At 61.5% G+C, this 26,558-nt stretch carries 27 protein-coding genes, 1 tRNA gene and 1 pseudogene; 14 read left to right on the top strand and 15 right to left on the bottom strand.

The genetic code is table 11. From position 1 onward, the window contains the following. The 5 genes and pseudogenes from HJB84_RS31845 to HJB84_RS31825 all read right to left on the bottom strand — a co-directional run. Positions 1-413: pseudogene (locus HJB84_RS31845) on the bottom strand (electron transfer flavoprotein subunit beta/FixA family protein); the annotation flags it as partial. 177 nt (positions 414-590) lie between these two features. Continuing rightward, positions 591-1,376 (bottom strand): rhomboid family intramembrane serine protease, encoded by a 786-nt coding sequence (locus tag HJB84_RS31840; RefSeq protein WP_207581983.1) that lies wholly within the window; start codon positions 1,374-1,376, stop codon positions 591-593. A gap of 32 nt (positions 1,377-1,408) precedes the next feature. Continuing rightward, positions 1,409-1,987: a cob(I)yrinic acid a,c-diamide adenosyltransferase gene (locus tag HJB84_RS31835; protein WP_207581982.1), complete on the bottom strand. Its 579-nt coding sequence runs from the start codon at positions 1,985-1,987 to the stop codon at positions 1,409-1,411. A gap of 394 nt (positions 1,988-2,381) precedes the next feature. After that, a complete protein-coding gene (locus tag HJB84_RS31830) occupies positions 2,382-2,585 on the bottom strand; it encodes a twin transmembrane helix small protein (protein WP_207581981.1) in 204 nt (67 codons plus the stop codon). Positions 2,586-2,599: 14 nt separating this feature from the next. Then, entirely contained in the window at positions 2,600-3,433 is an 834-nt protein-coding gene (locus HJB84_RS31825; protein WP_221117841.1) for an SDR family oxidoreductase, read from the bottom strand. Positions 3,434-3,509: 76 nt separating this feature from the next. On the opposite strand from HJB84_RS31825, the gene HJB84_RS31820 reads away from it, so the two are divergent. Beyond that, positions 3,510-4,433: a YihY/virulence factor BrkB family protein gene (locus HJB84_RS31820; protein WP_207581979.1), complete on the top strand. Its 924-nt coding sequence runs from the start codon at positions 3,510-3,512 to the stop codon at positions 4,431-4,433. Here HJB84_RS31820 and gluQRS read toward each other — a convergent pair. Continuing rightward, entirely contained in the window at positions 4,398-5,279 is an 882-nt protein-coding gene (gluQRS, locus tag HJB84_RS31815; RefSeq protein WP_207581978.1) for a tRNA glutamyl-Q(34) synthetase GluQRS, read from the bottom strand. The genes HJB84_RS31820 and gluQRS overlap by 36 nt on opposite strands. Here gluQRS and HJB84_RS31810 point away from each other — a divergent pair. Together HJB84_RS31810 and HJB84_RS31805 are read left to right on the top strand one after the other, a co-directional pair. After that, complete coding sequence (locus tag HJB84_RS31810) at positions 5,278-5,970, top strand: DNA-3-methyladenine glycosylase (RefSeq protein WP_207581977.1); 693 nt, start codon at positions 5,278-5,280, stop codon at positions 5,968-5,970. The two genes, gluQRS and HJB84_RS31810, sit on opposite strands and share 2 nt — an antisense overlap. A 111-nt stretch (positions 5,971-6,081) precedes the next feature. Further along, complete coding sequence (locus tag HJB84_RS31805) at positions 6,082-6,639, top strand: HNH endonuclease (protein WP_007632738.1); 558 nt, start codon at positions 6,082-6,084, stop codon at positions 6,637-6,639. On the opposite strand, the gene HJB84_RS31800 is transcribed toward HJB84_RS31805, so the two are convergent. Next, positions 6,640-7,155: a disulfide bond formation protein B gene (locus tag HJB84_RS31800; RefSeq protein WP_207581976.1), complete on the bottom strand. Its 516-nt coding sequence runs from the start codon at positions 7,153-7,155 to the stop codon at positions 6,640-6,642. A 73-nt stretch (positions 7,156-7,228) separates the two neighbouring features. After that, positions 7,229-7,819, bottom strand: a complete 591-nt coding sequence (locus HJB84_RS31795; protein WP_207581975.1) for a YqaA family protein — start codon at positions 7,817-7,819, stop codon at positions 7,229-7,231. A gap of 253 nt (positions 7,820-8,072) precedes the next feature. On the opposite strand from HJB84_RS31795, the gene HJB84_RS31790 reads away from it, so the two are divergent. After that, the gene (locus HJB84_RS31790; protein WP_207581974.1) at positions 8,073-8,363 is read left to right on the top strand and encodes a hypothetical protein; all 291 of its coding nucleotides are present in this window, start codon (positions 8,073-8,075) and stop codon (positions 8,361-8,363) included. A 38-nt stretch (positions 8,364-8,401) separates the two neighbouring features. Here the strand turns inward: HJB84_RS31790 and HJB84_RS31785 are convergent, their stop codons facing one another. Next, a complete protein-coding gene (locus HJB84_RS31785; RefSeq protein WP_207581973.1) occupies positions 8,402-10,150 on the bottom strand; it encodes a cation:proton antiporter in 1,749 nt (582 codons plus the stop codon). 200 nt (positions 10,151-10,350) lie between these two features. On the opposite strand from HJB84_RS31785, the gene HJB84_RS31780 reads away from it, so the two are divergent. Both HJB84_RS31780 and HJB84_RS31775 read left to right on the top strand, forming a co-directional pair. Beyond that, entirely contained in the window at positions 10,351-10,635 is a 285-nt protein-coding gene (locus tag HJB84_RS31780; RefSeq protein ID WP_207581972.1) for a hypothetical protein, read from the top strand. A 168-nt stretch (positions 10,636-10,803) separates the two neighbouring features. Next, on the top strand, positions 10,804-11,091 hold the full coding sequence (locus tag HJB84_RS31775; RefSeq protein ID WP_097622071.1) for a hypothetical protein: 288 nt from the start codon (positions 10,804-10,806) through the stop codon (positions 11,089-11,091). A 185-nt stretch (positions 11,092-11,276) separates the two neighbouring features. Here HJB84_RS31775 and HJB84_RS31770 read toward each other — a convergent pair. Beyond that, positions 11,277-11,361, bottom strand: a tRNA-Leu gene (locus HJB84_RS31770). A 124-nt stretch (positions 11,362-11,485) separates the two neighbouring features. Further along, positions 11,486-12,781, bottom strand: a complete 1,296-nt coding sequence (locus tag HJB84_RS31765; protein WP_221117840.1) for an MFS transporter — start codon at positions 12,779-12,781, stop codon at positions 11,486-11,488. A 129-nt stretch (positions 12,782-12,910) separates the two neighbouring features. Between HJB84_RS31765 and HJB84_RS31760 the strand changes: the two genes are divergently transcribed. Continuing rightward, positions 12,911-13,489 carry a TetR/AcrR family transcriptional regulator gene (locus HJB84_RS31760; protein WP_207581970.1) on the top strand — a complete coding sequence of 193 codons (579 nt, stop codon included), beginning with the start codon at positions 12,911-12,913 and terminating at the stop codon, positions 13,487-13,489. Positions 13,490-13,574: 85 nt separating this feature from the next. Here HJB84_RS31760 and HJB84_RS31755 read toward each other — a convergent pair whose 3' ends face one another. Further along, positions 13,575-14,555 (bottom strand): aldo/keto reductase, encoded by a 981-nt coding sequence (locus HJB84_RS31755; RefSeq protein WP_207581969.1) that lies wholly within the window; start codon positions 14,553-14,555, stop codon positions 13,575-13,577. 250 nt (positions 14,556-14,805) lie between these two features. On the opposite strand from HJB84_RS31755, the gene HJB84_RS31750 reads away from it, so the two are divergent. Further along, positions 14,806-16,437: an AMP-binding protein gene (locus tag HJB84_RS31750; protein ID WP_221117839.1), complete on the top strand. Its 1,632-nt coding sequence runs from the start codon at positions 14,806-14,808 to the stop codon at positions 16,435-16,437. Between the two features lie 58 nt (positions 16,438-16,495). Here HJB84_RS31750 and HJB84_RS31745 read toward each other — a convergent pair whose 3' ends face one another. The 3 genes from HJB84_RS31745 to secA all read right to left on the bottom strand — a co-directional run bounded on the left by HJB84_RS31745 (position 16,496) and on the right by secA (position 22,086). Continuing rightward, positions 16,496-17,773: a GNAT family N-acetyltransferase gene (locus HJB84_RS31745; protein WP_207581967.1), complete on the bottom strand. Its 1,278-nt coding sequence runs from the start codon at positions 17,771-17,773 to the stop codon at positions 16,496-16,498. Continuing rightward, on the bottom strand, positions 17,774-19,189 hold the full coding sequence (locus tag HJB84_RS31740) for a lipopolysaccharide biosynthesis protein (protein ID WP_221117838.1): 1,416 nt from the start codon (positions 19,187-19,189) through the stop codon (positions 17,774-17,776). Between the two features lie 179 nt (positions 19,190-19,368). Further along, positions 19,369-22,086: a preprotein translocase subunit SecA gene (gene secA / locus HJB84_RS31735; RefSeq protein WP_207581965.1), complete on the bottom strand. Its 2,718-nt coding sequence runs from the start codon at positions 22,084-22,086 to the stop codon at positions 19,369-19,371. A 245-nt stretch (positions 22,087-22,331) separates the two neighbouring features. On the opposite strand from secA, the gene HJB84_RS31730 reads away from it, so the two are divergent. The 6 genes from HJB84_RS31730 to HJB84_RS31705 all read left to right on the top strand — a co-directional run bounded on the left by HJB84_RS31730 (position 22,332) and on the right by HJB84_RS31705 (position 26,550). Next, complete coding sequence (locus HJB84_RS31730) at positions 22,332-23,213, top strand: peptidylprolyl isomerase (protein ID WP_207581964.1); 882 nt, start codon at positions 22,332-22,334, stop codon at positions 23,211-23,213. A 114-nt stretch (positions 23,214-23,327) separates the two neighbouring features. Further along, entirely contained in the window at positions 23,328-24,569 is a 1,242-nt protein-coding gene (gene argJ / locus HJB84_RS31725) for a bifunctional glutamate N-acetyltransferase/amino-acid acetyltransferase ArgJ (protein ID WP_207584384.1), read from the top strand. Beyond that, the gene (locus tag HJB84_RS31720; protein ID WP_207581963.1) at positions 24,550-25,356 is read left to right on the top strand and encodes an N-acetyltransferase; all 807 of its coding nucleotides are present in this window, start codon (positions 24,550-24,552) and stop codon (positions 25,354-25,356) included. The genes argJ and HJB84_RS31720 overlap by 20 nt, the downstream gene beginning before the upstream one ends. Further along, positions 25,353-25,766, top strand: a complete 414-nt coding sequence (mutT, locus tag HJB84_RS31715; protein WP_221117837.1) for an 8-oxo-dGTP diphosphatase MutT — start codon at positions 25,353-25,355, stop codon at positions 25,764-25,766. The genes HJB84_RS31720 and mutT overlap by 4 nt, the downstream gene beginning before the upstream one ends. Before the next feature lie 228 nt (positions 25,767-25,994). Then, a complete protein-coding gene (locus tag HJB84_RS31710) occupies positions 25,995-26,312 on the top strand; it encodes a hypothetical protein (protein WP_207581962.1) in 318 nt (105 codons plus the stop codon). 70 nt (positions 26,313-26,382) lie between these two features. Beyond that, on the top strand, positions 26,383-26,550 hold the full coding sequence (locus tag HJB84_RS31705) for a Flp family type IVb pilin (protein ID WP_207581961.1): 168 nt from the start codon (positions 26,383-26,385) through the stop codon (positions 26,548-26,550). Positions 26,551-26,558 lie beyond the last annotated feature (8 nt).

Here is a 26,558-nt window from a genome sequence, read left to right as displayed (position 1 = left end):
GCGGACCCCAGCAGTGCTGCCAGCATCTGGCCGGTCTGGTTCGAATCGTCGTCGATCGCCTGCTTGCCGACGATGACAAGACCCGGCTGCTCGGCATCAACGATGCCCTTGAGGATCTTGGCGACGGCGAGCGGCTCGACGGCATCGTCGGTCTCGACCAGGATCGCCCGGTCGGCGCCCATGGCAAGGGCGGTCCGCAGCGTCTCTTCGGCCTTGGCCGGACCGATCGAAACGACGATCACTTCCTCGCACCTGCCGGCTTCCTTCAGCCGCAGCGCCTCTTCCACCGAGATTTCGTCGAACGGGTTCATCGACATCTTCACATTGGCAAGCTCGACACCCGTGCCGTCCGGCTTCACCCGGATCTTGACGTTGTAGTCGACGACCCGTTTGACGGGCACGAGAATCTTCATGGGGGGTCCTTCCTTCACGGGAAACTGGCTTCAACGAAAATGCCCGCTCGCGCGCCGCTCCGATTGTCGAATGGCGACATCGATACGCGCTTTTCCTCCAAATACAACGCTTCTATGCCGCCGGTAGACGATTCGCCGGGCAATATATGAACGTTTACGTTCACGTCAATATTGTTGTCAGCGTCGGCCCCAGGGAAGGCGCTGCGCAGTGCGCCCATCCGTGCCGGCGGCGATGGCAGGGCCGGCGCCAGGATCGCTTCTCACGGCGCGGGGCGTGACGATCTCCCGGTCGAACAGCGGTACACCGGGTCGGCGCAACACCAGGATCAGAAGAGCCCCGGCAAGGATGCCGCCGACATGCGCGCCCCAGGAAACATCGCCATCCGGTGCGATCGCCAGCATGAAGAACTGCTGGCCGATCCACAAAAGCAGCGGGATGAAGGCAGGCAAGGGCAGGGGCAAACGGAAGAATACCAGCACCCAGACCTTGACGCGCGGATGCAGCATGACATAGGCGGCGACGACGCCGGAGATCGCCCCCGAGGCTCCAACCAGCGGTGCCTGCGAGGCCATGGCCAGCAGACCGTGGCAGAGCGCGCCGGCGGCTGCACAGACGACGTAGAAAATCAGGAAGCGCAAGTGTCCCATCGCGTCCTCGACATTGTCGCCAAAGACCCAGAGAAAAATCATGTTGGACGCCAGATGCCAGAAGCCGGAATGGACGAAGGCATAGGTGAGGTAGGTCAGCGGTTCCGGCACGATTTCCAGCCCCTGCGCCAGCACCGCGTCACCGAAGGCGATCGCCGGGATATAGCCGAGCCCGACGGTCGTCGCCTGGGCGGCCTGCTCGCTCTCCAGGCTGGTCACAAGCCAGACCGCGACATTCAATGCGATCAGTGAGAGCGTCACCCACTGAACCTTGATATATTTCAGCGTATTGGCGTCGTGAAAAGGTATGAACATAAGGCCCCCCGGCGATCGCGACCGCGGCAAGCCTATCTGTTTTTTCCCGGAACCCAAAGCACATCCGCATGGCCGCGATCATTTGCATGACGCGCGGCGACGAAGAAGAAATCGGAGAGCCGATTGACATATTTCATCGCTGCCTCGCTGACGATTTCACCGTCGGTGCGGGCAAGCGCCACCATCAAACGTTCGGCGCGCCGCGCAATCGTCCGGGCAAGATGCAGATGTGCGGCGGCCGGGCTGCCGCCCGGCAGGATGAAGGATTTCAGCGGTTCCAGGCCGGCATTCAACTGGTCGATTTCGCGTTCCACGCGGTCGACCTGCGCCTCGACGATCCGCAGCGGTTCGTAGGCCGGCGGCTCGCCGGTATCGGGTGTGGCGAGATCGGCGCCGAGATCGAAGAGGTCGTTCTGGATCGACATCAGCATAGCGTCGAGCTCGGGCAAGCCGGCCGTGTGCAGTCGCGCCAGGCCGATGGCGGAATTGGCTTCGTCGATCGTGCCATAGGCCTCGACGCGGAGATCGTCCTTTGTCCGGCGCGGCCCGGAAACCAGCCCTGTGGTGCCGTCATCGCCGGTTTTGGTGTAGATCTTGTTGAGTTTTACCATGCCGCACCGCCTATTGGTGGGAAGGCTGAACCACTCCACCCTTCGTCATGCTCGGGCTTAACCCGAGCATCCACATGGCATTCACTAGCAGTCGTGGCACGGATCCTCGGCTCAAGGCCTGGGGTGACGGAAGGTGGAGTTGGCATTGTCGCAAAATTTGCCGCTGCGTACAGAACCACCGCGTCGTGCATGGCCTCACCTCCCTCATTCCTGTGCTCGTCACAGGAATCCACCGCGCCCAGGTCTTTGGGCGCGGGAGAGGCTTTTGAACGTCTGATTTTGTTATTCACCGCGCGGACGCGCGGTGGCTGGATTCCTGTGACGAGCACAGGAATGAGGGAGTTCGAGGAGACGATAGTACCCAATTTTATCCCTCTGTCGTTAGATTGCCCGGTCACGTCGGCCGGCCACCACCGGTCAGCCAGAGCGTCACCATGATCAGGACGACGGCGATTGCCTGTAGCAGGACGCGAAGCTGCATCAGCTTGTTGGAACGGTTGGCATCGCCGCCCTTCATCATATTGAAGAGGCCGCGGATCAGGACGAGGGCGACGGCGCCCATGACGATGATCGCAAGGATATAGGTGACCGTGGACATGGCATTCAGCTTTCTCAGTCCGTCCAGCGCATCAGGCGGTAGAAGAGGTCTGCCGGAAGCAGCCGCTTCAGGAACATGCCCTGCTTGGCCGGAGTCGTTACAGGATAATGTGGCCTTGGATTTTTCGAGTTCAATGCGTGTTTCAATACGGAATAGACTGCTTCCGGGCCAAGCTTATGGCGGCTGACCGGGCCAGATCCATTAAGTCTTGCCAGTTGCTTGACATAGTCGGCCGCGTGCGGCGAATTCTCAAGGTCGATATGCTCCTTGATCTTTGCGAGCGCGTTGGCGGTGAAACGCGTGGCGATCGGTCCCGGCTCGATCAGGCTCACATGGATGCCACTGCCCTGTAGCTCCATGCGCAAGGTGATGCTGAGGCCTTCGAGCGCGAATTTGGAAGCGGTGTAGGCGCCGCGATAGCGATAGGGCACGACGCCGAGGATCGACGAGCACTGCACGATCCGCCCCTCTCGGCGTTTGCGCATCGCCGGGATGATCTGCCGCGTCAGTTCGTGCCAGCCAAAGAAATTCGCCTCGAACTGGGCGCGCAACGCGGCCGTCGAAAGATCTTCGACGGCGCCCGGCTGGCCGTAGGCGCCATTGTTGAAAAGCGCGTCGATGCGGCCGCCGCTGCGTTCCAGGACCGCGTCGACCAGCTCCGAAATCGTCTCGGACCTGGCATAGTCCATCAGCAAGGCTTCAATGCCGTCTGCCTCCAGCCCCGGCAGGTCTTCCGCCTTGCGCACCGTCGCAAAGACGCGCCAGCCATCGGCTTTCAGAGCCCGCACGCAATGAGCGCCGATGCCGGACGAGCATCCGGTCACGACGATGGTACGCTCTCCCGCCATGGAATGATTCCTGTACAAAATGGGACTCGTTTCCCATATTCGGCCAGAGGATACAATCTGGAAAGCCGGAGACGGAATGCCGAAGGCGCTGCGCACGATCTACGACGTGGTCTACGACGCGATCTGTCATATGATCGAGGACGACGGCTTTGCCATGGCGAGCCATGTGGCGCTGTCCAGCCTGCTTGCGGTTTTCCCCTTCCTGATCTTCGGCACGGCGCTTGCAAGCTTCCTCGGCGCCGATCAATTTTCCTCGACCGCCATCCATCTGATCTTCGACACCTGGCCCGAGGCGATTGCCAAGCCGCTCGCCGACCAGGTGCTGCAGGTGTTGACAATTCCGCGCGGCGGGCTGCTGACGATCTCGGTGCTGGCGGCCGCCTATTTCGCCTCGAACGGCGTCGAGGCGCTGCGCATCTCGCTCAACCGCGCCTACCGGGTGCAGGAGACGAGACCGTGGTATTTCACCCGACTCGCGAGCCTCGGCTATGTGCTGATCGCGGTGATCATCTTTGCGGCGATCAGCATCCTGCTGGTCGCCGTGCCGCTGGCGCTCGATTATGCCAGGAACTGGTTTCCGCTGTTTGCCGACACGCTCGACATCGTCTTCAGCTGGCGCATTTACGGCACGCTGGTGGTTCTGACGGTCGGATTGCTGGTCATGCATCTCTGGTTGCCGGCAGGCAAGCGGCGGGTCTTTGATGTCATCCCGGGCGTGCTGCTGACCCTGCTTCTCTGGCTCGCCGGCGCGCTGATCTTTGCCTATTATCTGGCGACCTTCGCCAATTATACCGCAACCTATGCCGGCCTCGCCTCGGTCATGATCGTGCTGATCTTCCTCTACATGATCGGCGTCATCTTCATCATCGGGGCGGAGATCAATGCAGCGCTGATCAAATTCCGCGTCTTCCGGATGTTCTCCCACACGCTTTCGATCGTCGGCAGAGAGCGTGCCGAACGGGCATCAGAGCCCGACAAGGCGGCGAATATCGGCCCATGACATGCCGCGGGCGCGCAATTCGCCAAGCCCGCTGTCGCCGTCGCTTTTCGAAAGCTTGCGGCCGGCCGCATCGAGAATGAGACGGTGATGGTGATAGATCGGTTGCGGCAGGTCGAGCAACACCTGCAGCAGGCGGTGCACCGATGTCGCGGGGAAGAGGTCGAGGCCGCGCACGACGTGGGTGACGCCCTGCAGCGCATCGTCGACGACGACTGAAAGATGATAGCTCGACGGGGCGTCCGAGCGCGACAGGATGACATCGCCCCAGACTTCGGGGTCGGCGGCGATCTCGCCCGATCTGCCGTCGCCGGTTTCGGTCCAGAACAGCAGTTCGCCGATCAGGTCCAGCGCCTTGCGCATATCGAGCCGCCAGGCATGTTTCTTTCCCGAGGTCAGCATTTCCCGCCACTCGTCTTCCGGGCGCTCGCGATCGTTTGCGGGATAGTGTGGCGTGCCGTCGGGATCGCGCGGCCAGGATTCACCGGCCGCCTCATAGGCAGCGACGCGCGCCTTCACCTCGCCTCGGGTCAGGAAGGCCGGATAGACCAGGCCGCGCTCGATCAGCGCGTGCAGTACTGCCTGATATTCGGGGAAATGTTCCGACTGGCGCCGCACCGGGCTTTCCCAGCCGATATCAAGCCAGTCGAGATCGCTCAGGATGCCGGCCTCGAACTCTGGAGTGCAGCGCGCCTGGTCGATATCCTCGATGCGCAGCAGCAGGCGCCCACGCGCGATCGCCGCCATGTCGCGGTTCAGGAGAGCCGAGAGGGCATGGCCGAGATGCAACTGTCCGTTGGGACTCGGCGCAAAACGAAAGACAGGTTTTTGACGCTCGCTCGTGGTCATGCTTTCTTCTGCCATGGATTTAGGTTTTGAACCACTGCGAGGCGATGTGCAGATCATCCGCAACGAAGACGACGTCAGCCGGGGGCTCGAAGCACTGCTTCGTGTCGATCCACGCCTTGTGCCGATCGCGGTGGATGCAGGGCCCGTTCCGCTGCGGTTGCGCGAACCGGGTTTTGCCGGCCTTGCCCATATCATCGTCTCACAAATGGTATCGCGCGCCAGTGCCGAGGCGATCTGGCGGCGCATGCTGCCGGCGGACGGTCTTTTGACCGCCGAGGGCTATGCGCTGCTTCACGCCGAGGCCTGGCGTGAATTCGGCCTGTCACGCGCCAAGGCTGAGACCCTGTCGCGGATCGCCGAAGCCGTTGCCTCCGGCCGCCTCGATCTTTCCGGGCTCTGCCTGATGCCGCCTGAAGAAGCGCTTGGCGAACTCACCGCGCTGAAGGGCGTCGGTCCGTGGACGGCGGAGGTCTATCTGATGTTCTGCGGCGGCCATGCCGATGTCTTTCCGGCCGGCGATGTCGCGCTTCAGAATGCCGTCGGCGCGGCATTCGGTCTCGCGGCCCGGCCTGAAGCAAAGGCTCTGGCTGCCTTGGCGGAACCCTGGTCGCCGTGGCGCTCCGTGGCGGCCCGGCTTTTCTGGGCCTATTACGCCGCGAAAACGCGCCGCGACATGGTGCCGACCAGCTGATCGGCAACACTCTTCAAATTGCCTTTATCCTCTGAATTTATTGGACTTCACAATCCTGTAACAACCGGCCTAATATACAGGTGCAGATGCCGAATCGATCAGGAGAGTCCCTTGACGATTGCAGTCTCCCCACAGGCCCTGCCAGCGCTCGTCCTGAACGCTGACTTCCGGCCACTGAGTTATTATCCCTTGTCGCTGTGGTCCTGGCAGGACGCGATCAAGGCGGTATTTCTCGACCGCGTGAACATCATCGCGGAATACGAGCATTCGGTTTCCTCGCCGAGTTTCTCGATGCGGCTTCCGAGTGTCGTGTGTCTCAAGACCTACGTTCAGCCGTCCCGCAATCCCGCTTTCACCCGGTTCAACGTGTTCCTGCGCGACCGGTTCGAATGCCAGTATTGCGGCGCCCATGACGATCTGACCTTCGACCACGTCATCCCGCGCGCCCATGGCGGCGAGACCACCTGGGAGAATGTCGTGGCAGCCTGTTCGCCCTGCAATCTGCGCAAGGGCAGCAAGCTTCCCAAGCAGGCAAGCATGTTCCCGTCGCAGAAGCCCTATCAGCCGACGGTGCAGGATCTGCACAATAACGGCAGGCTGTTCCCGCCAAACTATCTGCATGACAGCTGGCTCGACTATCTCTACTGGGATACCGAACTGCAGCCTTGATCAAGCGGCTTTGCGAACGCCTGCGAAGGCGAAGGCTGCGAGCAGAATTCCGGCAATCACGTTCCAGCCCGCAAAAGACAGGCCGAGCACCCTGAGTGCTGCATCGGTGCAGGATGGGCCCTTGATCGTGTTGAGTTCGCCGAGCAGATCGCCGGCATTGGTCGTCATGCTGCTGGCCGTCGTCGAGCAGGTGGCCGGGCCGGCCCAGAAATGCCATTCGACGCCGGCGTGATAGACGCCCATGCCCGCGGTGACCAGCATTAGCATGCCGGCGGCAAGAATGAGCGCGCGGGTGATCCAGTTCGGCAGGCCGACGAGTTCCGAAATCGCTGCGAGGATGGCGATCGGGATGGCGTAATAATAAGGCTGGCGCTGCAGCAGGCAGAGTGCGCAGGGAATGTAGCCGCCGATATATTGGAAACCAAGCGCCGTGCCGACCGCGGCCGCCATGCCGATGGCGAGCAATATGGAATAGACAAACCCGGGGCGGGCGAGCGGCGAGGAAGTGGCAGTCATGGCGGAACTCCGCGAAGTTGGCTTAGTGGCACGATGCCGAAAAGCGCGAGCGGTTTTCGGACAACCTTATGTTCTAGTGAGCGAGGTAGCGGTAGGCGATGTATAAAACGATCACGGCAGTTGCACCGAAGCCGACGATCTGGCCGAGGCGCTTCTCGATGAAGTCCCGGATCGGTTCGCCGTAGCGGCGCAGCAGCCAGGCGAGGAAGAGGAAACGCGCCCCGCGCGCAACGATCGCCGAAACAATGAAAAGGCCCAGATTGACGTGAATGACGCCGGACAGGATTGTGACGATCTTGATCGGCGGCAGATGCGCAACACCTGATGTGACAAGCAGCAGCAGGATCGTCTCGTAGGTGACATAGGCTTTCATCTGCTCGAAGGCGTCGAGCTTGCCGTAGAATTCGAGAACCGGCCGGGCCACCGTCTCATAGGCGTAATAGCCGAGCGCCCAGCCGGCGATGCCGCCGAGCACGGAAGCGATGGTCGCGATCAACGCGTAGCGATAGGAGCGCTCCGGCTTGGCAAGCGCCATCGGCAGGAAAAGCACATCGGCGGGGACGAGAAAGATGGAGCTTTCGACGAAGGCGATGACGGCGAGCCAGACTTCGGCCGATTTGCGCGAGGCCAAAGACATGGTCCAGTCGTAAAGTCTGCGGAGCATTCCGTTCCCTTCCTGTTGCAGTGCGAAAAGCTTTAGGGGGCGTGTGCGGCGCTGTAAATGCTTGCCCGTGTCCTTCGTGCCACCCCTGTCCAAAAATTTTCGTGATGTGGGGCATCGGCGCCTCTCCCAAGATTTCATGGGATGGCGAATCGGCGATTCTCCGGCAAGCTGTCTCAGAGCATGATACCGAAAACTGTGGGCGGTTTTCTTAAGACATCATGCTCCAGCCGAATTGGGGCGACTGCAGGGTGGCATGAGCATGTTCAAAGTGATTGAAGGCGGCCGCGGGCAGGCCGTGCACATGGTTGAGCGGTTCGAAGAGGGCGGCGGGCCGAGCCGAGACGACGTGCGCCGGGAGGCGGCGCGGCGGTTGAGTGCCAGCGGCTATCATCTCTCGCGCATCCGGGAGTTCGCGACCGGCGTGCCGATGCTGGCGTCTCTTCAATACCTGTCGCTGCAGATCGATTTTGCGGCCGAGAGCTTGTCGCGACTCGATCCGATCCCGGAGGATTTCCGCGCCGATGGCTATTGGCCGGCAGGCTGAGCAATCGTGCTATCGCCGAGACATGCGCCCATGTTGCGTCATGAGAGATCCATCGATTTTTCCCATTGCTGACGCTGGTCGTTCATCTCCGTGCGTTTCTGGGCCATTTCGCTGACTGCGGCGCGCAAATTGGGATGACGCGCCATGAACATGTTGAAGTCGCGCCGCTCGAGCACCTCGAACTGGCAGAAGTCGACGGCAATGACGTCGGCAGTGCGCCGTCCGCCGGTCAGAAGCGCCATTTCGCCGAAAAAGGCACCGGGCTCCAGGCGGATCGCGCCACTGGCGAGGCGGACTTCCACCGCTCCCGATGAGATAAAATACATGCCGTCGCCGCGATCGCCGCGGCGGATGACGCGCTCGCCGGGCGGCGCGGATTTCGCCTTGAAGAGCAGCAGCAGTTCCTCTTGCGCGTCTTCGTCGACCTCAGAGAATAGCGGGAAAGTCTCGATCAGCTGCTGCATCTTCAGTTGATGCTCGCGTTCGCGCTCCTCACCGAGCGCCTTGATTTTTTCCAGTTCCTTGCCGAGCGCCTTCTGCCTCTTCCTGCCGTAGCTTTCCCAAAGGGAGGGCCATTTCGAATGGATATATTTCTTCAGCCCGTCGGTCGCGAAGATTACGATGGGATTGAGTGTGATCGACAGGATTGCCGCAGCAAGGATCAGATCCTGGCCCTCATGCGGCAGCAGCCCAAGCGAGACACCGAGGCCGGCGAGGATGAAGGAGAATTCGCCGATCTGGGCAAGGCCGCCGGCCAAGGTCAGCCCCAGGCCGATCGGATATCGCAGCAGCATGACGATCGTGAAGGTGATGATGCCCTTGCCGAGGATGATGAGCGCCAGCGCGCCGATCACCGCCAGCGGCTGGCGCACCAGGATCGATGGGTCGAAGAGCATGCCGACGGAGACGAAGAACAGCACGGAGAAGGCATTCTGCAACGGCAGCGAGTCGGCCGCTGCCCTGTGGCTGAGCTGGGATTCGCTCATGACGACGCCGGCAAAAAAGGCGCCGAGCGCGAAGGAGACGCCGAAGATCGCCGCCGAGCCGAAGGCGATGCCGAGGGCGATCGCCAGTACCGTCAGCGTGAAGAGTTCGCGCGAGCCGGTGCGGGCGACCATCGTCAGCAGCCAGGGCACGATGCGCGGGCCGAGGAAGATCGCCATGGCGGCGAAACCCATAACCTTCAGCAGCGTCAGGCCGATCGTCAGCACCAGGGAAAGCTCGCCGAGGCCGTGGTTGGCCGTAGCGACGGCATTGCCACCCAGAAGTTCTGCAAGGGCCGGCAGCAGCACTAGCGCCAGCACCATCACCAGATCCTCGACGATCAGCCAGCCAACGGCGACGCGCCCGCTCGGCGCGTTGACGAGATTGCGCTCCTCCAGCGCCTTCAGCAGAACGACGGTGCTCGCCACAGACAGGCTCAGGCCCAGGACGATGCCGGCACCGAGGCTCCAGCCCCAGAGTTTGCAAAGGCCGATGCCCATGAGGGTGGCGAGGATGATGCGCCCGATCGCGCCCGGCACGGCGATGCCACGCACGGCCAGCAGGTCGGAGGCGGAAAAATGCAGGCCGACGCCGAACATCAGAAGGATGACGCCCATTTCGGCGAGTTGACCGGCAAGGGCGGTATCGGCGACGAAGCCCGGCGTGAACGGCCCCATCAGGATACCGGCCATCAGGTAGCCGACCAGCGGCGGCAGCCGAAGCCGGTCAGCAGCATACCCCAGGACCGCCGCGAAAACGAAACTGACGGCAACCGTCGCGATGAGCCCTACTTCCTGATGCACGTCTGACCCTTCCTGTGATTGCGGCGGCCACTCTGTACGAAGTGCAAGCGGAATTAAACAGTTGATTTGGGTGCGCTGCCCTTGTTTGCGGTCTTGCCCGTGAGGCCCGGAACTCGTCTGCCGCAAGGTCGGGCCTCCGGCGATGTTGGAACCACTTGTCTCTTGTCTCGTTGCTCTTTCATCAAGAAAGGAGAAACGACATGCGGAAGATCATCCTGAATTGTACTGTAGCGGCCCTTGCCGCCTGCTCGTTTGCAGCGCCTGTTCTCGCCGACAGCGTCTATGTCCGGGAGCGTTCCTATGACGACGGCTATCGTCATGAGCGGGTACGACCCGGCATCACCATCAGCGAGCGTGGCGTCACTTTCGGTGCGGTGCGCGAACGCGAGCACCGCCGCTATCGCGACTATGGCTGCGAAACCAGGAGCGTCACCCGACAGACCGACGAAGGCGAGGTTACCAAGACGGTCCGGCGTTGCGATTGACCAGGATTACCCGACGAAGGCGAAGCCCGGTTCCAATGAGCCGGGTTTTCGCCTTTCGTGGCGCGAATATCGCAATGCAGTGGTGAAACTCGTCCGTCGGTGTTATGAGCACGCCTTTGGTACAAGCGCATTCCCAGCGCAAACAACACCTGCACAGGATCTTTTAGTATGATTGAGCTTACGCCGTCCCAGATTGCCGCACTGAAACTCGCCAGGGATGGAGACCTTTACCCTCAGCCAGCCAATAAATGGACGCATCAGAACGCGACGGTGACCTACGCAAAGACCGACCGTTGGAAAGAGCGGCCTCAGAAAATCAAATCGGTCACCGCCAAGACGCTGGGTGAGCTGAAGGAGCCTGGTTTTCTCGAGCGGCGGCACCTCGATGACGATGTCTCGAAAGACGTCTACGGCATCACCATGGCCGGCAAGATGTGGCTGTTGAAGAACAAGTAGTTTTATTCGGATACGGATTCGTTGCGTGCTCCCGCGTCAGTTTGTTGATGCGGAGGTACGACACAATTGTATTCGGGATGAACTATCGAACCAGTCCGCCTTCATTCCTGACGGAACTGCGGCGCGACAGCCTCCGCTTAGCTGCTCTCTTCGGCTGGCCGAGCCGAAGCTCATAGAGCGTAGGCTGGTGCCCCATGCCGGAGTCGAACCAGCACTTCTTTCGAAACTCGATTTTGAGTCGAGCGCGTCTACCAATTCCGCCAATGGGGCAACGGATACGACCGGGCGGCTGTCTAACATGTGAGCGCCTGCACGCGCAAGACGGGCAAGCGAAGTTATCCAACTGATCCTGTAGAGAGATCCGACCTCGTTTCGAGGCCGGATGCTTTTGATATCAATGGGCCGCCGCGGGTGCCGGAGCGGTCAGGCCGGACTTCTTCAGCGTGATCGCCAGGATCGATGCCAGCAGGCAGAAGGCGCCGGCGATGAAGAAGGCGGGCAGGTAACTCGAAAGCTCCGTGCGCGAGAGGCCGGCGCCATAGGCGGCGGTGGCGGCTCCCAGCTGATGGCCGGCGAAGACCCAGCCGAAGACGAGGCCGGCCTTTTCGCGGCCGAAGCGGTCGGCGGCGATCTTGACGGTCGGCGGCACGGTGGCGATCCAGTCGAGGCCGTAGAAGACGGCGAAGATGGAGAGGCCGTAAAAGCTGAAATCGCTGAAGGGCAGGTAGAGCAGCGACAGGCCGCGAAAGCCGTAATAAAAGAACAGCAGCCAGCGATTGTCGAAGCGGTCGGACAGCCAGCCGGAGCCGATGGTGCCGAAGAAATCGAAGATGCCCATGACGGCCAGCACACTGGCGGCGGCCACCGGCACGATGCCGAAATCGCCGCAGAGGGTGACGAAATGGGTCTGGATGAGGCCATTGGTGCTGAGGCCGCAGATGAAGAAGGTGGCAAACAGGATCCAGAAAGTCGACGTCTTCGAGATGTCTCTGAGCACTGTGATTGGCGTCATCAGCGCGACTCCGAGAGAGGTGCTTGCCGGCGGCGGCGTTACCTGGGTTTCGCCGAGGGCGGGCAAGTTGAGGTCGGCCGGCCGGTCGCGCATGAAGGCTAGCACGGCAAGGGCTGCGACCATGATCATGGCGCAGACAAAAAACACCGTCGAGCGCCAGCCATAGCGTTGCGTCAGCTCCGCCATCAGCGGCAGAAAGACGAGCTGGCCGGTGGCCGAACTTGCCGAAAGCATGCCGACGACGAGGCCACGATGCTTGGTGAACCAGCGGGTGGAGATCGTTGCGGCGAGTACCATGGCCGTCAGGCCGGTGCCGAAGCCGACGACAATGCCCCAGAGCAGCAGCAGCTGCCACAGCGTGGTCATGAACAGCGAACCGATGAAGCCAGCGCCGATCAGGGTGAGGGCGAAAACGATGACCTTGCGCACGCCGAAATAATTCATGAAGGCGGCGGCGAACGGGCCCATGAAACCGAAAAGGATCAGGCGGATGGCAAGGGCTGAGGAGATCTGCGACGTCTCCCAGCCGAACTCGTCCTGCAGCGGCTTGATGAGAACGCCAGGTGCGCCCATGGCGCCTGCGGTGACCAGCATGGTGAGAAAGGTTGCGGCAGCGACGACCCAGCCGTAGTGGATGTTACGCCGGGCAAGAGAGGAGGCAAGGGCTGTGGAAACCATGGGCGAGATTCCGTTCGAATTCAGCTTGGGGAAAATGCAAGATCGATTTACATGATGGCCATCATATTTGTTGCCTATTGATGATGGACGTCATATATTTTGTCAAGCGACTATTTCTGGAGATGAAAAATGCGGGTGAGCCGCGAGAAGTTTGCCGAAAACCGAGAGAAAATCCTGGGCGTTGCCGGCGTGCTCTTCCGCGAGAACGGTTTCGACGGGGTCGGCGTCGCCGACATCATGAAGGCGGCGGGGCTGACGCATGGCGGTTTCTACGGTCATTTCGCTTCGAAGGACGACCTGGCGCTGGAGGTCAGCCGTAAGCTGATCGACAAGGTCGAAACGCGCTGGAAGGAGCATATCGCCGATTCTCCGGATCGGCCGCTGGAATCGCTGCTCGACCATTATATCCACTGGCGCACGGTCGACGATCCGGGCGGCAGCTGCGTCTTCGCGACGCTGATCCAGGAGGTGAGCCGCAGCCGCGGTGCTGTCCGCGCCGTCTTCAGCGACGGGCTGTCCGTGCTGGTCGACACACTCGCCGATATCGTTCCCGGCGAGACCGAAGAAGAACGCCGCGCCAATGCCGCGACGACCCTCTCATCGATGATGGGCGCCGTCATTCTGGCGCGCGCGGTGGAGGACAGGGCGCTTGCCGAGCAGTTTCTGGTGACGATGCGCCGGCAGCTCGATCCCGGCAGTCGGATATAATCTCAGGATGGTGATGTTTCGATTTCCCCTCCGCGCAAACGGAGGGGATCTGCCTTGATCGCTGAGGCTGAAAACCCGCCGGCGGCTATTTGAAACCGGCGACGGCGTGCGGGATGTAGGGTGCTTCCAGTGCGGCGATTTCTTCAGTGGTGAGCTTGACGGAGAGCGCGGCAACCGCGTCGCTGAGGTGGCCCGGTTTGGAAGCGCCGATGATCGGGGCGGTCACGGCACTCTTCTGCAGGATCCAGGCGGTTGCGACCTGGGCGCGGGAGACGCCGCGAGCCTTGGCGATCTCGGCCACGGCCTCGACGATTTTGCGGTCTGCATCGCTCGACTGCGTGTAGAGCGTCTTGCCGAATTCGTCGGTTTCGCTGCGCGCCGTCGCCTCGTCCCAGTCGCGGGTCAGTCGGCCGCGGGCAAGCGGGCTCCAGGGGATGACGGCGATCTTCTGATCTTCGCAGAGCGGCAGCATTTCACGTTCTTCTTCGCGGTAGAGCAGGTTCAGGTGGTCCTGCATGCTGACGAATTCGGTCCAGCCGTTCAGCCTGGAGACGTAGAGCGCCTTGGCAAATTGCCACGCATACATGGAGGAGGCGCCGATATAACGCGCTTTGCCGGATTTGACGACGTCGTGCAGCGCTTCCAGCGTTTCCTCGATCGGCGTCGTGTAATCGAAGCGGTGGATCTGATAGAGGTCGACATAGTCGGTGCCGAGACGGCGCAGGCTGTTGTCGATTTCATCGAAGATCGCCTTGCGCGACAGGCCGGCGCCGTTGGGGCCTGGCCGCATGCGATTGAACACCTTGGTCGCCAGCACGATGTCCTCTCGCTTGGCGAAATCTTTAATAGCACGGCCGACGATCTCTTCCGAGGAGCCGTTGGAATAGGTGTTGGCGGTGTCGAGGAAATTGATGCCGAGGTCGATCGCCTGCTTGATCATCGCCCGGCTTTCTTCTTCCCGCAGGCTCCAGGCATGATTGCCGCGGCCGGGATCGCCGAAGGTCATGCAGCCCAGGCAGATTTTCGAAACTTCCAGACCGGTCTTGCCAAATTTTGCGTATTCCATGAAACGACTCCGCGATTAAAATTTGATCACCCAATTCGATGCCCCCAATTCCATGCCCCGGGGGATGGCCTCCATGATCTAGCGCGGAACCGGCAAAGTCGCAGGGCGGCCGACGAAGAACCGTTCTGCCAGGCACACAACAATGCGTGATGGGCTCGGAAGCCAGGCCTGTCATCGCCGCCCCGGACCGGCTGCTTGCGCAATTGCAGCACAAGGTGTTAGCTGGTGCAGCATTCACCGGATTTCGCCTATGATCCTGCCGTCCCACGATCGCTACGACGATCTCTATCGCGATTTCTCGTGGCGGATTCCCGAAGGCTTCAATATCGGCCGCGCCGTCAGCGACGACTGGGCGGCGAGGGCGCCGGAGCGCGTCTGCCTCGAACATTTCAGCCCGGACGGCCATCACCGCACCCTGACCTATCGCGCGCTCGCCGACCGTTCCTCGGCCTTTGCAAATGCGCTGGTTTCGCTTGGTATCGAACGTGGCGATCGCGTCGCGCTGCTCTTGCCGCAATCCTTCGAGACGGTGATTGCGCATGTGGCGATCTACAAGAGCGGCGCGATCGCGCTGCCGCTGGCGCTGCTCTTCGGCGTCGAGGCGTTGGAATACCGGCTGAAGGCGGCAGGCGTCGTGGCCGTCGTCACCAATGGCTTCGGTCTCGAACGCATCCGCCAGATCCGCGATCGGCTGCCGATGCTGAAACATCTCATCAGCATCGACGGGGCGAGTACCGATGCAGCCGCCTTCGGCGAATTGGTGGACGGCCATTCTCCCGTCTTCGATGTCGTCAAGACCGGTCCGGACGATCCCGCATTGATGATCTTCACTTCGGGAACGACGGGGCCGCCGAAGGGTGCGCTGCATGGCCACCGTGTGCTGCCCGGCCATATTCCCGGCATGCAGTTTGCCCATGAGGATTTTCCGAAAGCGGGCGACAAGGTCTGGACGCCGTCCGACTGGGCCTGGGCGGGTGGGCTGCTCAACGCGCTGCTGCCGAGCCTGCTGCTCGGCGTTCCCGTCGTCTCGTCGCCGGCGCAGAAATTCGATGCCGACATGGCCTATCGGATCATGGCCGAGATGGGGGTGCGCAACGCCTTCATTCCGCCGACGGCATTGAGGCTGATGCGATCTGTTTCGGATCCACGCTCGAAATACCATCTGGTGCTGCGCACCATCGGCTCGGCCGGGGAGGCGCTCGGCCGCGAGACCTATGAATGGGCACAGCGCACGCTCGGCATCACCGTCAACGAATTCTACGGCCAGACGGAGTGCAATTTCGTGCTCGCTTCGAGCGCTGCCCATGGCGTCACCAAGGCGGGCGCCATCGGACGGGCGGTGCCCGGGCATCGCGTTGCGATCGTCAGCGAAGCGGGTGACGCTTTGCCAGTCGGCGAACCGGGCCAGATCGCTATCGCCAGTCCCGATCCCGTGATGTTCCTCGGCTATTGGGACGATGCGGCGGCGACGGCGCGAAAATTCGCCAAAGGCTGGCTGCTTACCGGCGATATCGGCCGGCAGGACGCCGACGGTTACGTCACTTTCGAGGGCCGCGATGACGACGTCATCACCTCGTCGGGATATCGCATCGGCCCGGCCGAAATCGAGGATTGCCTGATCGGCCATCCCGCCGTGCAGCTTGCCGCCGCCGTCGGCAAACCCGATACGGTGCGCACCGAGATCGTCAAGGCCTATATCGTTCTGTCGCCAGGCCATCATCCAAGCGAAGCGCTGGCCGCCGATATCAGGGAGTGGGTGAAGACGCGGCTTTCAATGCACGAATATCCGCGCGAGGTGGAATTCATCGATGCCTTGCCGCTGACGACCACCGGCAAGGTGATCCGCCGGCTGCTGCGCGAAAAGGAGGCGGCCGAAGATTAGTGCATATCGCCCGGAAGTGTGTAGCGGTTCCGGAAGAACGATATGCAAATAAAGGGCTTTAGCCCCGGCCGGCCAGCGACATGATCTTCTCGCGCAGCATCTTCGCCATATTGCGGGTGCTGCGGTACATGTGGAGCTGGGCTGAGACCTGGCGCATGTCGCGGTCGCCGTTCTGCGTCAGGCCGATCACCAGCGTTCCCATCTCCTCGCGCTCCTGCCAGAAGCGGCTCATGATCGGATGATCCGAGACGGCGCAGGAATCGGAGCGCACGATATTGGCGTCGTCGAGATGCCATTCGGTGAGTTCGCTCATCAATAGCTTGCCCGGCGAATAGCGGGCATAGTTCTCGTCATAGGCGGTCTTCCAGGTGTAGGCCTCGCCACCCATCATCAAAACGACGATGGCGGCAATCGCCTTGCCGTTGAGGTCGATCGTGTGAATACGCACGGCGTCGACGGCGGCAAGGTTCGACACCGCCTCGCGGGCGAAAGCCGTATGATAGCGATCGGTGACAAGAGCGCTTCGCCGCTTACCCTTCCAGCCGCCGGCTTCCATCGCCAGGAATTCCTCGAAACGGATGTGGATTTCGCGGGGCTGGCGGGCGACGGCATACACCGCCGTTCCCTGTTCCTCCAGCAGACGCCACTGGCGGCGCATCTCGCGCATGTGCGAGGAAGAGATGGTGCGGCCGAGATAGGCCGGCGCCTCTTCGTCACTCTGCAGCATCGGCCGCAAGTAGGGATTGGTGACGGTGACGGGAAGATTGCGGCTGAGCGCCACGGCCTTGACCATGCGCACGAAGATGCCGTTCAGCCTGAGATCCGGCAGAACCAGTATGCCGGGCAGATTGAGATCGCGCGCGGTCAGTCCCTCGAAGAGGTTGTCGAGGGTCTCGGCTGCATCCTCGCTGTCGACCAGCGGCGTGCCAAGCGGGCCGAAGCTGTTCGACCAGCCGCGGATGATCGACGGACCGACGGCAAAGCCCGGCTTGTCGATCGAAAACGGCATCAGAAAGCGCATGCGGCTGCGGCCGGCATTGTGGTCGCGGATCAGGGCGAAGTTTACCTGCCGGTCTTCGAGCCGCGGCATGGCGGGAGCGAGAAAGCGGCCGGAGAAGAAGACGTTCGGTTCCATAGCCCGGTGGGAGAGAAAGTCGAGTTCTTCCTGCAGCTCATAGCCGAGCTTGCCCGGGTAGAGGCAGAGCTCGCGTCCGGGTCGTCCGATCTCGGCGCGCGCCTCGGCCCGCGGCGCTTCGAAATGCAGCGCGGCGAGATCATGCACCATGCGGTTGGCAGCGCTGTCGGTGCTTTCGGTAACGGGAGGAATACGCACCATCTATCGAACTCTCATCTCTGGCGTTGCGGTGGAGGGGCTGGCGAAGGCGAAAAGGACGATGCCGAGCGTGCGGCGCACGGCGAGATGCAGCAGGATTGCCTCGACCGCCATGGCGGAAGCCGTGGCGATCGCTGTGCCTTCGATGCCGTAATGCGGGATCAAAGCAAGGTTGAGGCCGACATTGGCCGTCAGCGCGCCGGCGTAGAGCGCGACGCAGATATTCTGTCTGCCGGCCATCATCAGCAGCGTTTCGGCCGGGCCGACCAACGACTTGGCGAGGATGCCGGCGAGCAGGATCGCCATGACCAGATAACCTGAGGTGAAGGCGCCGCCGAAGAGCGACAGCAGAAGATGTCCGGCGGCAAGCACCGCAAGTCCAACACCGAGCGCCGGCCAGAAGGTCCAGCGGGCGGCGTCGATGGCGGCGGTCGCCAGCTGGGCGTGGTCGCCTTCGGCGATAATCGAGGAGAAGCGCGGGCCGGAGGCCGCCTTGACCGAGAAATTGATGAAATGCACCAGCGCCATCGTCTTGGCGGCGGCGAAGTAGATAGCGACGTCGTGCGGCTCGAGGAAAATGCCGACAACGACGACATCGGAATTGGTGAGCAGGAAGCTGACGCCCTCGATCAGGAAAATCGGAAAAGCGACGCTGAACCAGGCGAGGAAATCGACCTTGTGCGGGCCTTTGTCATAATGCCGGCGAAGGCGATAGAGCGTTGCGGCATACTGGCCAAGCGCGGTGACGAAGGTCGCGGCGAGTGCGGCCTGCATCGCGGTGACGGCCGTATGCTCGGCGCCGCTGGCAATGGCGATGAGCATGAAGGCGATGATGAGAATCGGGCGGATAATATAGACCGGGCTCAGCGCCATCACCGGCCAGTGGTTCGCCCGCGAGGTGCCTTCCAGAATGTCGCCGAGCGCGATCATCGGCATGGCGAGCAGGCCGAGGAAGATCGGGACGAGATAATAGACCTGGATCATATCGCCGAAGAAATGCAGCCCGAGCATGCCGGCGGCGAGCACTGCAGTACCCGAAAGCAATGCAAAGATGCGCGCCGTGCCGGTCAGGCCGCGGATTTCCTCGACGGCGCCGGCTGCCCGGTATTGCGGCAGGAAGCGGATGATCGCGGTGTGGAAACCAAGGCATGAGAGATCGCCGAAGACGACGACCAGTACCCAGACGAAAACGAAGATGCCGTATTCATATTCGCCCATCAGCCGGGCAAGCACGATCTGGGAGACGAAGGCGAGTGCCGCGCTAAGGATGCGGATCGTGAAGGCCGTCAGCGCCATGCGCTGAGCGGCCGCCTTCTCACCACGTTCGGTGAGCACGGCTGCAAGCATGCGCAACGCGCGGCCGCCGATCGGGCGCAGGCCCGCGGGCAGCATTTTCTCCGCTGTTTCTATGACCGCCATGATGAACACGCAAAACTCTGAAAGTCAGGCAAATCGTCCCGAAGTCTTGACAGAACAGGGTTAAGAAACGGTTCCGGATCGGGCTTGCCGCCCGACACTGTAATTCCGGTTTTCCGGCGCTGCCGCAGAAAAGAAAATGCCGCCCGAAGGCGGCATTTCCGCAGTCTTTGCGGCTTGCCTCAGACCTGTTCGAAGGCGCCGTGGCAATGCTTGTATTTCTTGCCGGAACCGCAGGGGCAGGTCTCGTTGCGGCCGACTTTGCCCCAGGTGGCCGGGTCATCAGGATTGCGGTTCTCGGGAGAAACGAGGACTTCCGATGCCTGGTAGATCGCCGGGGCGAAATCGTCCTCGCCGGTCGTCGGATCCAGGTGGTGGGCCTGCATCAACGGCGGTTCGGGCTCGACAGGGGCCTGCTGCACCAGCTCGACGCGCATCAGCTGCGCGGTCACCGCCTCGCGCAGATTGTTCAGCAGCGCGGTGAACAGCTCGAAGGCTTCCGACTTGTATTCCTGCAGCGGATCGCGCTGGGCATAGCCGCGGAAGCCGATGACGGAGCGCAGATGGTCGAGATTGACGATGTGCTCGCGCCAGAGATGATCGAGCGTCTGCATGACCACCGAGCGTTCGACATAATGCATGATGTCGTCGCCGAAACGCTCGGCCTTTTCTGTGAAGGCGGCGTTGGTGGCTTCCGTCAGGCGCTCGCGGATATCGTCTTCGCCAATGCCTTCTTCCTTCACCCAATCCTCAACCGGCAGGTCGAGATTGAGGATGTTCAAAGCACCGGTCTTCAGGCCGGCGGCATCCCATTGCTCGGCATAAGCGCGCTCGGGGATGTGCTTTTCGACCAGATCCTCGATCACCTCACGACGCATGTCGGAAACGGTTTCGGAAATATTGGTCGATTCCATCAGTTCGAGGCGCTGCTCGAAGATCACCTTGCGCTGATCGTTGAGAACGTCGTCGTACTTCAACAGGTTCTTGCGGATATCGAAGTTGCGGGCTTCGACCTTCTTCTGGGCGCGCTCCAGGGCCTTGTTGATCCACGGATGGACGATCGCCTCGCCCTCCTTGAGCCCGAGCTTCGTCAGCATGCTGTCCATGCGGTCGGAGCCGAAGATGCGCATCAGGTCGTCCTGAAGCGAGAGGTAGAATTTCGAGCGGCCGGGGTCGCCCTGACGGCCGGAGCGGCCGCGCAGCTGGTTGTCGATGCGGCGGCTTTCATGGCGTTCGGTGGCGATGACGTAGAGACCGCCGGCGGCGAGCGCCTTCTGTTTGAGTTCCTTGATTTCCTCGACGATTGCCTGGATCCGGGCGTCACGCTCCGGACCGGCTTCGACTTCGCCGAGTTCGCGCTCGATGCGCATGTCGAGGTTGCCGCCGAGCTGAATATCGGTGCCGCGGCCGGCCATATTGGTGGCGATCGTGATGGCACCGGGCACGCCGGCCTGGGCGACGATATAGGCTTCCTGCTCGTGATAGCGGGCGTTCAGCACCTTGAAGTCGTCGAAGCCCTGATTGCGCAGGCGCTCTGCGAGCAGTTCGGATTTTTCGATCGACGTGGTACCGACCAGCACCGGCTGACCGCGGTTGTGGGCGTCGAGGATCTCCTCGATGATCGCCTTGAACTTCTCGTCAAAGGTCCGGTAAACCTCGTCGTCTTCGTCGAGGCGCTGGATCGGCAGGTTGGTCGGAACCTCGATGACATCGAGATTATAGATGTTGGCGAATTCTTCCGCTTCCGTCTGCGCCGTGCCGGTCATGCCGGCGAGCTTGGCGTACATGCGGAAATAGTTCTGGAAGGTGATCGACGCCAGCGTCTGGTTTTCCGGCTGGATCTGCACCCTTTCCTTGGCTTCGAGCGCCTGGTGCTGACCTTCCGAATAGCGGCGGCCCGGCATCATGCGGCCGGTGAACTCGTCGATGATGACGACTTCGTCGTTGCGGACGATATAGTCCTTATCGCGCTGGAACAGCTTGTGGGCCTTCAGCGCGTTGTTGACGTGGTGGACGATCGCGACGTTCTCGATGTCGTAGAGTGCGTTGCCCTTCAAGAGGCCGGCCTGACGAAGCAGGTTTTCCAGCTTCTCGGTGCCCTCTTCGGAGAAGTTGGCCGAGCGCTGCTTCTCGTCGATCTCGTAATCGCTAGGCACCAGCATCGGAATGTAGGCGTCGATCGTATTATAGAGTTCGGAGCGGTCGTCGAGCGGACCGGAGATGATCAGCGGCGTGCGCGCCTCGTCGACGAGGATCGAGTCCACTTCGTCGACGATCGCGAAGTTGTGGCCGCGCTGGACCATCTGGTTCTTCTCGTACTTCATGTTATCGCGCAGATAATCGAAGCCGAGTTCGTTGTTGGTGGCGTAAGTGATGTCGCAGGCATAGGCCGCGTGACGTTCCTCGTCGGAGAGGCCGTGGACGATGACGCCGGTGGTCATGCCGAGGAAGCTGTAGACGCGGCCCATGGTCGCGGCATCGCGCTGGGCGAGGTAATCGTTGACGGTGACGACGTGCACGCCCTTGCCGGAAAGCGCGTTCAGATAGACCGGCAGGGTGGCGACGAGGGTCTTGCCTTCGCCGGTCTTCATTTCGGCGATCGCATTCGAATGCAGGATCATGCCGCCGACCAGCTGTACATCAAAAGGCCGCAGGCCGAGAACGCGGCGCGAGGCTTCGCGCACGACGGCAAAGGCCGGGATCAGAATGTCGTCGAGCGTCTTGCCCTCGGCAAGCAGCGCACGAAACTCTACGGTCTTTGCCGTGAGCTGCTCGTCCGTCAGGGCCTTGGTCTTCTCTTCGATAGAGTTGATGGCAGTGACGTTCGGCTGGAAAGACCGCACGCGGCGGTCATTGGAAGATCCAAACAACTTGCGGGCTAGACCGCCAAAGCTGACCATATGACTGGTCCTTTCTCAAATATTCATCCCCGACGTTTGTTGTTCGCGGCCCAGCCGAAAATCAGGCGCGCGGCTAAAACGCCCGGAAACTGTTCTGGACGCGAGGTTGCGTGACAGATAAGAGGGGGGTCGAATGATGTCAACGGATTTGGCGGATACAGAAAGGCCACAATCCGGTGTTGATGGCTATTTTGGGCCGATTCAGGCGATGCTGAAACCGGCGATGTAACTGTGAAGGGTATTTCATGTTGAGCACCAACAAACTTGCCGTACTGGCGTTTGCAACTTTTGTTGCGCTCCAGGCCCCGGCCTATGCCGATGACGCCGTCATCGCCAAGGTCGGCACGCTGGAGATTCACCAGTCGGAACTCGACCTCGCCGTCGCCAATCTCGACCCGCAACTGGCGCAGCTTCCCGATGACCAAAAGAAGGTCGCAGCCCTTTCCGCCGCCATCGACGTGAAGCTGCTCGCCGCCGACGCTGCGGCCGAGAAGCTCGATCAGACCGACGAATTCAAGAAGCGCATGCAGTATCTCACCGACCGCGAGCTGCACAACGCCTACTTCAAGAAGCATGTCGTCGACATCGTGACGCCTGAAGAAGTCAAGGCTCGCTACGACAAGGAAGTCGCTGCTCTGCCGAAGCAGGAGGAAGTTCACGCCCGTCATATCCTCGTCAAGACCGAGGACGAAGCCAAGGACATCATCAAGCAGCTCGACGCCGGCAAGGATTTCGCCGAACTCGCCAAGGAAAAGTCCACCGATCCGAACAAGTCGGAAGGCGGCGATCTCGGTTATTTCTCGCGCGGCCGGATGGTCAAGGAATTCGAGGACGCGGCCTTCGCGCTGGAGAAGGGCACCTATTCCAAGACGCCCGTCAAGACCGATTTCGGCTATCACGTCATCAAGGTCGAGGATAAACGCGACGCCGCGCCGCCGCCCTTCGAGCAGGTGCAGGATCAGGTTCGTCAGCTCGTCATGCGCGACAAGTATCTTGAGCTTCTGAATAAGGCGAAGGCCTCCGCCAAGATCGAAATCACCGACGAGACGCTGCGCAAGGGTTACGATCAGGCCAACAAGCAGCCGGAGCCGGGCAGTGATCCCGTCGCGCCGGCGCCGAAGCAGTAATATTCGCATCAGGGCCCGGTTTTTCCGGGCCCTTTAATATCATTGTTGTTGTTGCATTTCCGGACGGCGAACCGGTTTCCATTCGCCTGGAAATGCCCATTGGCAGGTTTCATCATGTCCGGTTCCGTCTCTCCGCTCGCTCCGAAATCCTTCGTCTCGATGCCGCCGCTGCGCGGCGTGCGCATGGCGACGGCTTCCGCCGGCATCAAGTACAAGGACCGCACCGACGTGCTGATGATGGTCTTTGACAAGCCGGCGGCCGTTGCGGGCGTCTTCACCCGTTCGAAGTGCCCGTCGGCGCCGGTCGATTTCTGCCGGGCCAATCTGCCGCATGGCAGTGCCCGCGCCGTCGTCGTCAATTCCGGCAATGCCAATGCCTTCACCGGCCTGAAGGGCCGCCAGGCGACCGCACTGACGGCGAAGTCGGCTGCCGCTGCAGTCGGCTGCGCCGAAAACGAAGTCTATCTGGCCTCGACCGGCGTCATCGGCGAGCCGCTCGACGCCACCAAATTCTCAGGCGTTCTGGAGCGGATGCAGGTCGAAGCGACCGGCGATTTCTGGTTCGAGGCCGCCAAGGCGATCATGACGACCGACACCTATCCAAAAGTTTCGACCCGCAGCGCCGAGATCGGCGGCGTCGTCGTGACGATCAACGGCATTGCCAAGGGCGCCGGCATGATCGCGCCCGATATGGCGACGATGCTTTCCTTCGTCGTCACCGATGCCGACATCGCGCCCGAGGCGCTGCAAGTGCTTCTGTCCGATGGCGTCGGCCCGACCTTCAATTCCATGACCGTCGACAGCGACACTTCCACCTCCGACACGCTGATGCTGTTTGCGACGGGTGCTGCGGCCAAGGACGGCCAGGCCCGTATCGAAAGTGCCGACGACCCGCGCCTTGCAGCATTCCGGGCCGCACTCAACGACGTGCTGAAGGATCTGTCGCTGCAGGTGGTGCGGGACGGCGAGGGCGCCACCAAGATGCTCGAAATCACCGTGACGGGCGCCGAGAGCGATGCCGCAGCCAAGCGCATCGGACTGTCGATCGCCAATTCGCCGCTGGTCAAGACGGCGGCCGCCGGCGAAGACGCCAATTGGGGCCGCATCGTCATGGCGGTCGGCAAATCGGGCGAGATGGCCGACCGCGACCGGCTGGCCATCTGGTTCGGCGACATCAGGGTCGCGGTCAATGGCGAGCGCGATCCCGATTATTCCGAGGAGGCCGCCTCGAAGGTCATGAAGGCGCAGGATATCCCCGTCAAAGTTGACATTGGACTCGGCACTGGTTCGGCAACCGTCTGGACCTGCGACCTCACCAAGGAATATGTTGCGATCAATGGCGACTATCGGAGCTGATCGTTCTTTGGTGCAGGCATCCATCTCTTCACACAATCTGCCGCTGGTGCGCAGGCTGGAGGCCGTCGGCTTCCGGGCCTGGCCGGCGGCGTCCGTGCAATATGACGGCAGCTGGCAGGTGCGGCTGACGGCCGGCCATCCGTCCAACCGGCTGAATTCGATCGTGCCGCTCGATCCCTCGGACCATCGCGATGTCGAAATCCGCCTGGAAAAGGCGAGCCGGAAGTTCGAGGCCTATGGCCGCGCCGCCGTCATCCGCCAGACGCCGCTTGCTTCGCCGGTGCTGATCGAGCTTCTGCGCGCGCAGAGCTGGACGCGGTTCGACGAGACGGTGGTGATGACCTGCGACCTTGCCGAGGCCGAGCTGCCGGATACGCTCGATCACCTGCCGACCCATGATATCGGCCGGTTCGTCGACGCCAACCTCGCCGTCGACCGGGCGCCACTGAACTTGAAGCCGGCGCTTGCCGAGATCATTTCGGCGATCAAGCCGCCGTCCGGCCTGTTCATGATCGAGAATGCGGCGGACGGCCCGCTGGCGACCGTGCTCTGCGTTCAGGACAACGACCTTGCCGGCATCATGTCGCTTTCGGTCTCCGAAACGCGGCGGCGCGAGGGACTGGGCACCGAGATCCTGACCTCGGCGCTGCGCTGGGCGCGCATGCGCAGCGCCCGATCGGCCTGGCTGCAGGTGAAGTTGTCCAACCGTCCGGCCATCGCACTCTATGAACGCCTCGGTTTTCGCGACGCTTATCATTATTGCTATTGGCAGCAGGAGCCGCGATGAGCGATGCCGGCCGGAAGATATTGCTGGTCGTCGCCTGTGCGCTGATCGATGCCGATGGGCGTATCCTATTGGCACAGCGCCCCGAGGGAAAGTCGCTTGCCGGGTTGTGGGAGTTTCCCGGCGGCAAGGTCGAGCCCGGCGAGACGCCGGAGGAAACGTTGATACGGGAGCTCGAAGAGGAGCTCGGCATCAACACCAAGATCGCCTGCCTGGCACCGCTGACTTTCGCCAGCCACTCTTACGAAACCTTCCACCTTTTGATGCCGCTTTATATCTGCCGGCGTTACGAGGGCATTCCCCAGGGCCGCGAGGGTCAAGCACTGAAATGGGTGCGTCCGCAGGCGCTACGCGATTACCCGATGCCGCCGGCCGACGAGCCGCTCATCCCGATGCTGCAGGATTTACTTTAAAGCGCATCACGCCGATCCGGATTCGGATGATGCGCTTTAGTCTTTGTCTTTTGCATGATGCCTCCCCGGAACCGCTGCAAATTTCCCGATGATATGTATTAGCGTTACCTGATTATTATCATGCCGGGCCATTTTCGGCTGTGGATATTAATGGATCATTTAACACATTCTGCCAAAGATCGGCCTCAATCAAGCATCTGGCGTGCGTGTATTAAAAGGCTTGACGTCATGGACGATGATTTCTGGAAAGCTGTCCGGGAAAAGGAACGGGTTTCGTCTGCCTCGCGCAGGACGGGTGCGCTTAATATCGCCCTTCTGTTCGGCACGGCGGTGGTCGCCCTGACGCTTATCCTGACGCCGATGCTTGCGGATTCCTCGAAGAAGAGCGTCTTTGCCAGCGCGCCGCTTGAATTCGACACGATGACAACCGGATCGATCCCGAAGAGCGAAAGCGGCAAGCGTTATACGATCCGCCGCAGCGTCCTCCAGGATACGCCCGGCTCGGTCTGCGTCGTCCAGGGCTATGGCGTCGGCGCCGGTTGCTGAAAAATGCCGGCCATCGCCCGATGGTCGTGGAATGGTCGTTTGCTGTCAGTTCGCGCCAAGGGTTGGGGTCATGCATCTTTTGAAAGCATTTCTTGCAGATAACAGAGGTGCGACGGCCATCGAGTACGGTCTGATCGCCGCGCTCATTTGCGGCGCTCTCGTCTCGGGTCTCGGGTTCTTCACCGGCGCCCTTCAGAATGTCTTCAACGTGATCAACAACGGTATGATCACAAATTGAAGAGACCG

It is taken from the genome of Rhizobium sp. NZLR1b, from assembly GCF_019685155.1.
In the GTDB taxonomy this organism is placed as follows: Bacteria; Pseudomonadota; Alphaproteobacteria; order Rhizobiales; family Rhizobiaceae; genus Rhizobium.
Note: the sequence above shows the minus strand (reverse complement) of the source record. Positions and strands in the feature narration are given on the sequence as shown.